Source organism: Roseomonas sp. TAS13 (assembly GCF_001950415.1).
In the GTDB taxonomy this organism is placed as follows: domain Bacteria; phylum Pseudomonadota; class Alphaproteobacteria; order Acetobacterales; family Acetobacteraceae; genus Roseomonas; species Roseomonas mucosa.
On record NZ_BDLP01000142.1, the window covers coordinates 1 to 10,907 of the forward strand.

Annotated in this window: 12 protein-coding genes; 5 read left to right on the top strand and 7 right to left on the bottom strand. The window is 71.7% G+C overall.

Translation table 11 applies throughout. The features are described 5' to 3' along the window. Nucleotides 1-4: 4 nt before the first annotated feature. From ROTAS13_RS12535 to ROTAS13_RS12545, 3 genes are all read right to left on the bottom strand, one after another. Complete coding sequence (locus ROTAS13_RS12535) at nucleotides 5-232, bottom strand: neutral zinc metallopeptidase (protein ID WP_083755508.1); 228 nt, start codon at nucleotides 230-232, stop codon at nucleotides 5-7. A gap of 144 nt (nucleotides 233-376) precedes the next feature. Continuing rightward, complete coding sequence (locus ROTAS13_RS12540) at nucleotides 377-1,126, bottom strand: aspartate/glutamate racemase family protein (RefSeq protein WP_075822510.1); 750 nt, start codon at nucleotides 1,124-1,126, stop codon at nucleotides 377-379. Continuing rightward, nucleotides 1,126-1,818, bottom strand: a complete 693-nt coding sequence (locus ROTAS13_RS12545) for a hypothetical protein (RefSeq protein WP_126281950.1) — start codon at nucleotides 1,816-1,818, stop codon at nucleotides 1,126-1,128. Before ROTAS13_RS12545 ends, ROTAS13_RS12540 begins: the two co-directional genes overlap by 1 nt. A 160-nt stretch (nucleotides 1,819-1,978) precedes the next feature. Here ROTAS13_RS12545 and ROTAS13_RS12550 point away from each other — a divergent pair, with 160 nt between their 5' ends. Continuing rightward, the gene (locus tag ROTAS13_RS12550; protein ID WP_075822505.1) at nucleotides 1,979-3,160 is read left to right on the top strand and encodes a M20/M25/M40 family metallo-hydrolase; all 1,182 of its coding nucleotides are present in this window, start codon (nucleotides 1,979-1,981) and stop codon (nucleotides 3,158-3,160) included. Nucleotides 3,161-3,222: 62 nt separating this feature from the next. On the opposite strand, the gene ROTAS13_RS12555 is transcribed toward ROTAS13_RS12550, so the two are convergent. Then, a complete protein-coding gene (locus tag ROTAS13_RS12555) occupies nucleotides 3,223-4,485 on the bottom strand; it encodes a M20 family metallo-hydrolase (protein WP_019459350.1) in 1,263 nt (420 codons plus the stop codon). 301 nt (nucleotides 4,486-4,786) lie between these two features. Between ROTAS13_RS12555 and ROTAS13_RS12560 the strand changes: the two genes are divergently transcribed. The 3 genes from ROTAS13_RS12560 to uraH all read left to right on the top strand — a co-directional run bounded on the left by ROTAS13_RS12560 (nucleotide 4,787) and on the right by uraH (nucleotide 8,652). Then, nucleotides 4,787-6,754 (top strand): bifunctional diguanylate cyclase/phosphodiesterase, encoded by a 1,968-nt coding sequence (locus ROTAS13_RS12560; RefSeq protein WP_171979090.1) that lies wholly within the window; start codon nucleotides 4,787-4,789, stop codon nucleotides 6,752-6,754. 117 nt (nucleotides 6,755-6,871) lie between these two features. Beyond that, a complete protein-coding gene (locus ROTAS13_RS12565) occupies nucleotides 6,872-8,305 on the top strand; it encodes a SidA/IucD/PvdA family monooxygenase (RefSeq protein WP_019459348.1) in 1,434 nt (477 codons plus the stop codon). Further along, a complete protein-coding gene (gene uraH, locus ROTAS13_RS12570; RefSeq protein ID WP_075822507.1) occupies nucleotides 8,302-8,652 on the top strand; it encodes a hydroxyisourate hydrolase in 351 nt (116 codons plus the stop codon). Before ROTAS13_RS12565 ends, uraH begins: the two co-directional genes overlap by 4 nt. Nucleotides 8,653-8,673: 21 nt before the next feature. Here the strand turns inward: uraH and ROTAS13_RS12575 are convergent, their stop codons facing one another. Continuing rightward, nucleotides 8,674-9,387 (bottom strand): SOS response-associated peptidase, encoded by a 714-nt coding sequence (locus ROTAS13_RS12575; protein WP_075822511.1) that lies wholly within the window; start codon nucleotides 9,385-9,387, stop codon nucleotides 8,674-8,676. Between the two features lie 92 nt (nucleotides 9,388-9,479). Between ROTAS13_RS12575 and ROTAS13_RS12580 the strand changes: the two genes are divergently transcribed. Next, complete coding sequence (locus ROTAS13_RS12580; protein WP_019459345.1) at nucleotides 9,480-9,665, top strand: CsbD family protein; 186 nt, start codon at nucleotides 9,480-9,482, stop codon at nucleotides 9,663-9,665. Between the two features lie 57 nt (nucleotides 9,666-9,722). Here ROTAS13_RS12580 and flgH read toward each other — a convergent pair whose 3' ends face one another. Together flgH and flgA are read right to left on the bottom strand one after the other, a co-directional pair. Further along, on the bottom strand, nucleotides 9,723-10,460 hold the full coding sequence (gene flgH, locus ROTAS13_RS12585) for a flagellar basal body L-ring protein FlgH (RefSeq protein ID WP_075822508.1): 738 nt from the start codon (nucleotides 10,458-10,460) through the stop codon (nucleotides 9,723-9,725). A gap of 14 nt (nucleotides 10,461-10,474) precedes the next feature. After that, on the bottom strand, nucleotides 10,475-10,907 hold a 433-nt coding region (gene flgA, locus ROTAS13_RS12590), incomplete at its 5' end, for a flagellar basal body P-ring formation chaperone FlgA (protein ID WP_075822509.1).

The window sequence follows — 10,907 nt, forward strand, 5'->3', positions numbered from 1 at the left end:
GTGATCAAGGGACCGCCTGCGGGGCGGGCTGCCCGGGGTCGTCTCCGACGATGCCGGTGAGGTCCACGCCGAGAAAGGCGGCGATCAGCAGGATCGCGATGGTGCCGAGGCCGCCGCCGACACGGCCGCCAGGGATGCGGAAGCCGCCGCCGCCGCCGAGACCGCCCCGGAAGCCGCCGCCCTGGCCGCGCCGGTCTTCGACGTTCTCGCTTTCGGGTCCATCGAGCCGCATCTGTCCCTCCTCGTTCCGCTTCCGGCAACGTCCGCCCGGGCCGGCCGGTTGCCCCCGGCGGAACCGGGGGGCGCCGGTCATGAGCCGGGCGGAGCATGGCGGAGGATCGTGGCCGCGGCATGGTCGCCCGGGAAGGAAGGACGCCTAGCCGGGAGGACCTTGCAGCAGCGCCGCCAGGGCGGGGGAAAGGCCGATGCTGCCCCGGCCGCGCGGGGCGGCCATGGCGCCCGTCGCCGGCTTGCCCGGGGCCATGCGCACCAGCATCTCCGCCAGCCGCACGCCGCAGGCGATGCCCTCCAGCAGCGGCACGGAGGCGTCGCGCCGCAGCCGCTCCTCCATCCCCGCCAGGGCGGCGCCGCCGAGCACGACGGAATCGGCGCCCTGGGACACGAGGCGGGCGATCGCGGCGCCGACCTTCGCGGCCACGCCTTCCGGGTCCTCCAGCGCCTGGGGCGGGGTGGCGTCCACCCCTTCCAGACCGGCGCAGCGGGTGGCGAGGCCATGCCGGGCCATCAGCTCGCGGTACATCTCCACCCCGCCCAGCGTGACCAGGCCGAAGCGGGCGCCGAGCATGCAGGCGGTCAGGCAGGCGGCCTCGGTCATGCCGAGCACGGGGCAGGGCATGAGCTGCCGCGCCGCCTCCAGCGCCGTGTCGTGGGACACGGCGAGCAGCACGGCATCGACCCTGTCCTCGCCCGTGGCATAGCCGGCCAGGAGGTCCAGCACGGCATGGGAGGCGATGGCGTTCTCGGCGCGGGTGGAGATCACCGCCGGGCCGAAGCGCGGCGTGGCGGGGACGATCACGGTGCCGGGCGAGGCCGTGCCGCGCGCCGCCGCGGCGCAGAGCTCGGTGATGGCCTCCGTGGTGTTGGCGTTCGCCAGAAGGATGCGCATCAGCCGGCGGCGGCCAGGCTCTGCATCGGCGGCGCCCATTCGGGAAAGTCCATCCGCGTCTGCGACGCCCGGAGCGCCAGGTGGGAGGCCTCCGGCCTGTCGCGCAGCCAGACCAGGAAGGGGTTCAGCACCAGCACGTCGCCGCCCTGCATCGACAGGGAAAGGCCCGGTGCCTCCAGCGCCGTTCGCAGGGTCTCGGGCACCGCCGCCTCCGGCACCGCCGGTCCGCGATAGCCGGCGAAGACGCCGCCGGAGACCTGGAAGGCGATCCCATCGCCCAGGGCGGGGCTGGCGGCATAGAGGCTGGTCAGCAGCGGCTTGTCGCGCAGCAGAAGGGCATTGTGGACGGAGGCGGCGGACAGCAGCGTGAGGCGCGCCGGTGCGTCCGGGCGCAGCAGCAGGACGTCGCAGAAGGTCGGGTCGGCCTCCGCCGGAAGGGCGGTGCCGAGATGCCGGCCCAGCGCCCGGAGCACCGAGGCGGCCGGCAGGTCCCGCGGCAGGCCGCGCAGCAGCATGAAGCCCTGGCCATGGTCCAGCCGGGGGCGCATCGTTCCGGCCAGGGCCTCGATGCAGGGGCCCGGCGCCTCGGGGCCGGCCTCGATCTCGGCCCGCTGTTCCGCCCCCAGGGGCAGCATGTATTCGCTGGCGGACAGCTCCGCCCCTTCCCAGCCCATGGGGCCGAGCTGGGGCATGATCCTTCGGAGGAAGGGTCGCGATGTGTCGTTCATTGCGGGAGAAGCTAGCCTGCCGCGCCGCATCGCGCGAATCCCAGCCGTGCGGCGCAGCAATCCGGCGGGAGCAGGGCGCGGATATGGCCTTGCCGGGGCAGGCCGGGCGGGAAAGCATGGGGGCATGAACACTCCCTCCGACCCGCTCGCCGCCGCCCTCACCCTGCCTTTCGAGGCCGATGCCATCCTGGAGGGTCTGCGGCCCTGGGTGGAATGCGAGAGCCCGACCTTCGACGCCGCCGCCGTCAACCGGATGATGGACCTCGCCACCCGCGACCTCGCCCTGGCCGGGGCACGGATCGAGCGCATCCCCGGCCGCCCGGGGCCGACCGGCGTGATGCTGGGCGGCTGCGTGCGGGCGCGCTTTCCGCATCCGGACGGGGAGAAGCCGGGCATCCTGGTGCTGGCGCATCTCGACACGGTGCATCCGGTGGGAACGCTGGCGGCGCTGCCCTTCCGCCGCGATGGCGGTCGCTGCTACGGACCGGGGATCGGCGACATGAAGGGCGGCACCTTCCTGGCGCTGGAGGCGATCCGGCAGATGGTCCGCGCCGGCATCCCGGCCTCCCGCCCGGTCACGGTGCTGCTGACGCCGGACGAGGAGATCGGCAGCCCCTCCACCCGCGACCTGATCGAGGCGGAAGCACGGCGCCATGCCGTGGTGCTGGTGCCGGAACCGGGACGCCCGGGGCGCAGCCCGGTCCTGGGCGACGTGGTGACGGGCCGCTACGCCATCGCGCGCTTCGGCCTGCGGACCACCGGCCGGCCCAGCCATGCCGGTGCCTCGCCGGGGGAGGGGCGCAGCGCGATCCGCGAGATGTGCCGGCAGGTGCTGGCCATCGAGGCCATGACGACCGAGGCCTGCACCTTCTCGGTCGGCGTCGTGCATGGCGGGCAGTGGGTGAACTGCGTCGCCACGCATTGCGATGCCGAGGCGCTGACCATGGCCAGGCGGCAGCAGGACCTGGATGCGGCGGTGGAGCGGATGCTGGGCCTGCGCGCCTCCACCCCCGACGTGGCGCTGGCGGTGCGGCGCGGCGTCACCCGTCCGGTCTGGGAGCCCTCGGAGGCGGATCTCGGCCTCTATGAGAAGGCCCGGCACATCGGGCAGCGGCTGGGCGCCGGGATCGGCCATGGCAGCGCCGGCGGCGGCTCGGACGGAAACTTCACCGGCGCCCTGGGCATCCCGACGCTGGACGGGCTGGGGGTGATCAGCGCGGGCCACCATACGCTGGGCGAGCATCTGGAGGTGGACAGCCTCGTGCCGCGGGCGAAGCTCCTGGCCGGGCTGCTCGCCAGCGTCTGAACCTCTGGTGCCGCCCTGTCCCATGGGAGGCGCCGCCTCCCATGGTTCGTGGCGCGCCCCGCTCAGCCCCTGGCGAGCGAGAGCAGCGAGGCCGCCAGGACGCGGACGCCGGCGGCGAGCTGTTCCGGCGAGGAATATTCCGCCGGGTTGTGGCTGATGCCCTTGTGGCTGGGCACGAAGATCATGCCCGTGGGGCAGACCGGCACCATGAACTGCGCGTCGTGGAAGGCGCCGGAGGGCAGGCGCAGCGCGCGCATCCCCTGGGCCTGGGCGGCGGCCTCCACCGTGTCCAGCACGCCGATGTCGAAATCCACCGGCAGGGCGTGGAAGCGCTCGGTGACCGTGACCTCGCAGTTCTTCACGGCGGAGCGGATCGTGTTGTCGATCGCGTCGCCGTTCATCAGCAGCACGTCCTTGTCGGGGTGCCGGAAGTCGATAGTGAAGCGCACCAGCTCCGCCACCGAGTTCGAGGTGTTCGGCGTGACCTCGATGCGGGCGACGGTGAAGCGCAGGATGTCCTCGGGATCGGTCATCAGCGCGTTCAGCGCGTTGATGGCGCGCACCATGTCCTGCACCGCGTCCTTGCGCAGGGCGAGCGGCGCGGTGCCGGCATGGGCGGCCTCGCCGCGCAGCTCGACCAGGAACCAGCGGCTGCCCTGGATGCCGGTGACCACGCCGATGTCGTAGCCACCGGCCTCCAGCAGCGGGCCCTGCTCGATATGCGCCTCCAGATAGGCGACCGGCTGCCGGATGGGGCCGAGCGGGCGCTGCGGCAGGTCGGCCTCGGCCTCGCGCTGCCCGGCCAGGGCCAGGGCAAAGGTCACGCCCTCGGAATCGGCGACCGCGTCCCAGGTATCGGCCGGGGAATGGCCGGACCAGGCCATGGAGCCCATGCAGCCGGGGGCGAAGCGGCCGCCTTCCTCGTTGGTCCAGGCCACGATCTCGATCGGGTGCCTCGTGGTGGCGCCGCTGTCGCGGATCGCCTGCACCGCCTCCAGTCCGGCGAGCACGCCCCAGATGCCGTCGAAGCGGCCGCCCATGGGCTGGCTGTCCATGTGGCTGCCGGTCAGCACCGGCGCCGCCTCCGGGTCCGTGCCCTCGTGCCGCAGAAAGAGGTTGCCCATCGGATCGACCGAGACGGTCAGGCCCAGATCCGTGGCCCAGCCGATCAGCAGGCGCCGCGCCTCGCGGTCCAGCGGCGAGAGGCAGGGGCGGTTCACGCCGTCGCCGGGGATGGCGCCGATCCGCGCCATCCGCATCAGCCGGTCCCAGTGCCGGTCCTGGTCCACCGCCGCGATCAGGTTGGGGGGCGCCGTGTCGGTCATCGTCTCGCCTGTTCCTGCATGGGCTGTTGCCCCGCCGTTTTGGGAGCGGCCGCCCGCGGGATCAAGGGCGGGGCAGGGCGCCGTGCGTCCGGTGGAACGGGCTCCGGCGAATGCCCGGGCGGGACATCCGCGCGGGGCGGCAGGCATTCCCGTTGGAGGAGGCGCGCATCCGGCACGGTCTTTCCGCGACTCGGCCGTCCGTGCCTTTGATCTTGCCTTGACGGAAAGCGTCGCGGAAGGGGATATCTCCGGACCCGGCCCCGCCGGATGCCATCCTCGCGTGACGGAGCAGGTGAAACCCGTGGGACGACGCAGGCGCCTGCCGGGAGCCGAGGGTGGCATCCAGCGCTGGCTGCGCGTGTCGCTGATCGTGCTGATGGGCGGCCTGGCCGGCGCGGCGGGTTTCATCGCGTCGCTTACCGTCCGGCAGCAGAATCTCTTCGAGGCGCTCACCCGCTACAACAGCATGTTCGAGACCACGCTCGGCGCGGTGGAGTTCATGCGGCTGCAGACCGAGCTCGCGGCCTATGCCATGCCGAACATGCCGGTGGAGCGCGCGGATGTGCAGCTGCGCCTCGACATCCTGCGCAACCGGCTTTCCGTGCTGCGGCAGGGCGAGGTGCGGATGCTGATCCGGCGCAATCCGGAGAATGCCGGGCTGCTGGACCGGCTGGAGGAGACGATCGACCGGGTGCAGGCCCTGCTCGACCAGCCGGCCTCGGACGAGAGCAGCCGGGAGATGCTTCTCCTGCTGGGCGCGCTGAACGTGCCCATGATCCGCCTCGCCGCGGCCACGCATATGGAGGGCAGCAACCTCGTCGGCGAGGACCAGGCCGAGCTGCGGGGCCTCTATGTCGCCTTTATCGCGGTGCTGCTGGCGATGATCGCCGCCGGGGTGGGGCTGTCGGCGCTGCTGGTCCAGCAGAACCGCCAGATCCGGCGCATCGCGCTGGAGGATCCGCTGACCGGCCTGCCGAACCGGCGCGCGCTGCTGGACCGGCTGGCGGAGCGGCTGGCGCCGCCGGCGCGGCGCGGCGCGGCGCGCGGCAGCGGGCGGGGGGCGCATCGCCGCGTGCCGATGCTGCTGCTGGATCTCGACTGCTTCAAGGATGTCAACGATACGCTGGGCCATGTCGCGGGCGACGACATGCTGCGGGAGATCGCCCGGCGGCTGCGCGGCAGCGTGCCGGAGGAAGGCCCGGAGGAATACATGGTGGCGCGCCTCGGTGGCGACGAGTTCGCCGTACTGCCGCCATTGGGGCTGAAGCGGGAAGCGCTGTCGGACCTGGCCATGCGGCTGGGCCGGGTCGTCAACCGGCCGCTGGAGATGGAAGGGCGCCTGATCATGCCCGGGGTGAGCATCGGCATCGCCGACCTCGCGCCCGGGCGGGGTGACGCCGTCATGCTGATGCGCCATGCCGACCTCGCGCTCTACGAGGCCAAGGGGGAGGGGCGGAACACCTGCCGCTTCTTCGAGGAACGGCTGTTGCAGGCGGCCGAGGAGCGGCAGCGGCTGCAATCCGATCTGGTGGCGGCGCTGCACGAGGGGCAGTTCGAGGTGCATTACCAGCCGCAGGTGCATCTGGCGGACGGGCGGATCACCGGGCTGGAGGCGCTGCTGCGCTGGCGGCATCCCCGGCTGGGCCTGATCGGGCCGCAGAGCTTCATTCCCGTCGCCGAGCAGAGCGGGCTGATCGTGCCCATCGGTAACTGGGTGCTGCGGCAGGCCTGCACCGATGCGACGCAGTGGCCGGAGGAAATCCGGCTGGCGGTGAACCTGTCGCCGCGGCAGTTCGCCGATGGGGGGCTGCTGATCGCCGTGGCGCGGGCCCTGGCGGCCTCCGGCCTCCCGGCGCGGCGGCTGGAGCTGGAGGTCACGGAATCCCTGCTGCTGCAGGACGATGCCGGGGTGCTGGCCACGCTGGCGGAGCTGCGCGAACTGGGGATCGGCATCGCCCTCGACGATTTCGGGATCGCCTATTCCTCCTTCGACTACCTGCGCCGCTTCCGCTTCGAGAAGATCAAGATCGACCGTTCCTTCGTACATGCCATGGCCACGCGGCCGGACTGCCTTGCCATCGTGCGCACCATGGCCGACCTGGCGCGCCGCCTGGGCATGGCGACCACGGTGGAGGGGCTGGAGAACGAGGAGCTGGTGAGGCTCGCCATGCAGGCCGGCTATACGGAGGGGCAGGGTTTCCACTTCGACGGACCGCTGACCGCCGCCGAGGTGCTGGAACGCCTGGAGCGCGTGCCCCAGTACGGCTAACCGCGCGGCTGAGCCTTGGCAGGGGGGGCGGCCGGCCACGGTTCCGGTGCGGCATCGTTACGCTTGCCCCTTGCTGCCGGCCCCGCCGCTCGTCATGCTGCGTTGCAAGGAGATGCGATGTCCGTGATGGCCAATACCCTGACCGCGCTCGAGGCCGAGGTCCGCCGGCAGCTGGAACTTCTCGACTACCCCAAGCGCCCATGGGTTCCCGAACGCACCGACGGCGCGCTGGACGTGGCCATCATCGGTGCCGGGCAGACGGGCCTTGCCACTGCCTTCGGCCTGCGGCGTGAGAAGGTCGGGAACGTCGCGGTCTTCGACCGGGCCGAGCCGGGCGCTACGGGCTGCTGGACGGTCTTCGCGCGCATGCGCACGCTGCGCACGCCCAAGCATGTCAGCGGTCCCGACCTGGGCGTGGCCGCGCTGACGCCGCGCGCCTTCTTCGAGGCGCGGGACGGGCTGGAGGCCTGGGAGGACCTGCACAAGATCGGGCGCGTGGACTGGCAGCGTTATCTCGACTGGTACGCGCAGGTGCTGGCCCTGCCGGTCCGGCACGAGCACGAGCTGCTTTCCGTCGGCCACGATCCGGAGGCCGACCTGCTCCTGCTGCGCTTCCGCACGCCGGAGGGCGAGCGCGTGGTCAAGGCGCGCAAGATGGTGCTGGCCACAGGCATGGACGGCACCGGCGCCTGGTCGATCCCGGCGCCCTTCGACGGCCTGCCGGGGGAGCGCGTGTCGCACACCTCGGGCCATGTCGATTTCGAGGCGCTGAAGGGCCGGCGCATCCTGGTGGTGGGGGCGGGGGCCAGCGCCTTCGACAACCTCGCCACCGCGCTGGAGGCCGGGGCGGCGCAGGGCACGATGCTGGTGCGGCGCCGCCGGATGCCACGCGTCAACCCCTTCCGCTGGATGGAGCAGGCGGGATTCCTCGGCCAGTTCCACGCCATGCCGGACCCGCTGAAGTGGCGGATGATGCGTCACATCTTCGACCTCAACCAGCCGCCGCCGCAGGAAAGCTGGGACCGCGTGGCGCATGACCCACGCTTCGCGCTGCACATGGGCAGCCCGGTGCAGGGGGCGCGCATGGAGGGCGAGGAAGTGGTGCTGGAGACGCCGCGCGGCGAGCACCGCGCGGACCATGTGATCGTCGGCACCGGCACGGCCTTCAACCTCGCCCTGCGGCCGGAACTGGCGGCGATCGCGCCGCATATCCTGCTGTGGCGCGACGCCTATACGCCGCCGGCGGGCCTGGAATTCCCGAACCTCGCCGCCTGCCCCTACCTGACGCCGGGCTTCGCCTTCCGCGAGAGGATGCCGGGCGAGGCGCCCTTCCTGCGGCACATCCACTTCATGGGCTATGGCGCCACGCCCTCCATGGGCCTGTCCGGCGCCTCGATCAGCGGCATGAAGTATGGCGTGCCGCGGCTGGTGGACGGGATCTGCCGGAGCCTGTGGCTGGACGATGCGGAGATGCACATGGATGCGCTACTTTCCTTCGACATGGAGGAACTGGTGAGCGAGATCCCGCAGGAACTGGAGGCCGCGGAGTGAAGCCCTCCGCCCTCACCACCCATGTGCTCGACACCGCTGCCGGCCGCTCCGCCGCCGGCATGGCGGTGCAGCTCTGGCGCGTGGACGCGCCGGCCCCGGCGCTGCTGGCCGAAACGGTGACCAATGCCGATGGCCGCACCGACGCGCCGCTGCTCTCGCCACAGGATTTCCTGCCGGGACGCTACGAGCTGCGCTTCGGCGTGGGCGACTACTTCGCCGACCAGGGGAACGACCCCGGCTATCTCGACTGGGTGGCGATCCGCGTCGGGCTGACGGCGGAGGGCGGGCACTACCACGTGCCGCTGCTCTGCTCGCCCTGGAGCTACAGCACCTATCGCGGCTCCTGAACGGGACGGCCCGCCCCGGGATCAGGGCGGGTCGTTCAGCCCTTCCGGCGGCTGTGCGTCACTCACGGGGGCGAGCAGCGAGGGGCCGTTCTCGCTGAACCTGTTCACCCGCTTGCTGACTGGCCAGACGCGCAGCTTCTCTGCATCCAGTGCCTGCATCAGGCCGAGAAGCCCCTCCGTTCCGCTCTCCCGCTCCCCCAACCAGGCGTCCCAGTGCTCCGGCGGCAGGATGACGGGGGTGCGGTGGTGCAGGGCGGTGATCTTGCCCGTCGCCTCGGTGGTCACGATCGTATAGGTGCGCAGCCAGCTTCCATCCGGCTGCTTCCAGCCCTCCCAGAGGCCGGCCAGGGCCATGGTCTCGCCGGAACGCAGCGCGATGGCATAGGGCTGCTTCGGCCCCGGCCCCTCCTGCCGCCATTCATAGAAGCCATCGGCCGGCACGAGGCAGCGCCGCTTCGCGAAGGCGTCGCGGAAGGAGGGCTTCTCCGCCATCCCCTCCGAGCGCGCATTCATCAGCTTCGCCGCGCCATTGGCATCCTTTGCCCAGCGCGGCACCAGCCCCCAGCGCAGCGGGTCCAGGCTGCGCTCCCCCGTGGCAGGGTTGAAGCGCAGCACGAGGCTCTCCTGCGTCGGGGCGACGTTGTAGTTGGCCGGGTGATTGGGAAGCGGGTTCTTCGGGCTGAACTGCTTCTCCAGCTTCGCCGGGCTGGCTTCGAGGTAATAGCGTCCGCACATGATCCTGGATCTGGTGTCGGCCGGCTGCTGCAACCAGCCCATGGTTCGCCACGTTCCTGATGCAGACCGTACACGACAGAGGAGACCGTCACATGGACAAGGACCGCATCGAAGGTTCGCTGAAGCAGGCCAAGGGCGCCGTCAAGGAGAATGTCGGTTCCGTGGTCGGCGACAAGAAGATGGAAGCCGAGGGCAAGGCAGACCGCGCCGAGGGCAAGGTCCAGAACGCCGCCGGCGGCATCAAGGACAAGGCCCGTGAGGTTACCGACAAGCACTGAGGCCACCATCCTCAGGTAGGGGCAGCGCGGCCTGGGCTGCGCTGCCCTTTTTCGCGTTCAGAAAGGCAGGATGGAGTCCAGCAGCTCCTGCCCATAGCGCGGCTTCTGCACATCGCTGAGCGTGCCGCGGCCACCATAGGAGATGCGTGCTTCCGCCAGCCGGTCGTGCTTCACCGTGTTGTCGGAGGCGATGTCCTGCGGGCGGATGATGCCAGCCAGCGTCAGGTCGCGCAGTTCGTGGTTCACGCGCACCTGCTGGCGCCCGGTGAGCACCATGTTGCCGTTGGGCAGGACCTGCGTGACCGTCGCGGCGACGCGGAGCGTGATCTCCTCGTTGCGCTTCACCGTCCCCTTGCCCTCGCTGGAATTGGCGGAACTGGCCGAAACCATCTTGGTCGGGTCGAAGCCGTTCGGGAAGAAGCGCAGGTAGGAGGCATCGAGGCCCAGCAGGCGCGGAATGCCCATATCCTCCGAATTGTCGCGGCTGCGCTCCGTGTCGTTGGCCAGCGAGGCCTTGTCGGAGATCGAAACCAGTACCGTCACGAGGTCGCCCACCGAGGCCGCCTTGGAATCCCGAAGGAAAGTCCGGCTGCCCGGGCGCCAGAGGCTGTTGGCGCTGAGCTGGCGCGTGTCGGTGGGGGCGGGCGTCGGCATGGTCACCGGCTTCCAGTCCGGATCGCGTGTCGGATCGACGATGCCGGCCAGGTCCGGCGCCCGGCCGAGCCGGGCCAGGCGCTCGCTGGAGCCGCAGGCGGCGAGCGCCAACGGCAGGAGAAGCAGCAGGGCGCGCCGCATGTCAGGGCTCTCCTCTAGCGGGCCGGCGGGCCGACGCGGACGCGGCCGGGCCCGATGGCCTGCGCCTCCACGATCTGCCGCGAGGACAGGTTCATCACGTTCACCACCCCGTCGCGTGGTGCGGCCTCCAGCGCCCGGCCCTGGGCGGTCAGCAGCAGTCCGCCGCGTTCCACCACCATGGTCACGGTCGTGTTCTTCTCGATCAGCACGGGAGCGCCGAGATCGCGGAGTGCGAAGGGCGCGCCCTCCATGACCGGGCGGCGGAGCTGCTGGCCGACCACGAGCGAGGCATCCTCGGCGAGGCCGGGGCGGAGCCGGTCGGTGCGCAGGCGCTGCACCTGCACGTCGCCGGCGCGCACCACCTCGCCCAGCGCGAGGCGCCGCGTGGCGATGGCGACCGGCGCCGTGGCATGGCCGCGCCCGGCGATGCGCAGGCGCTGGGTCGGC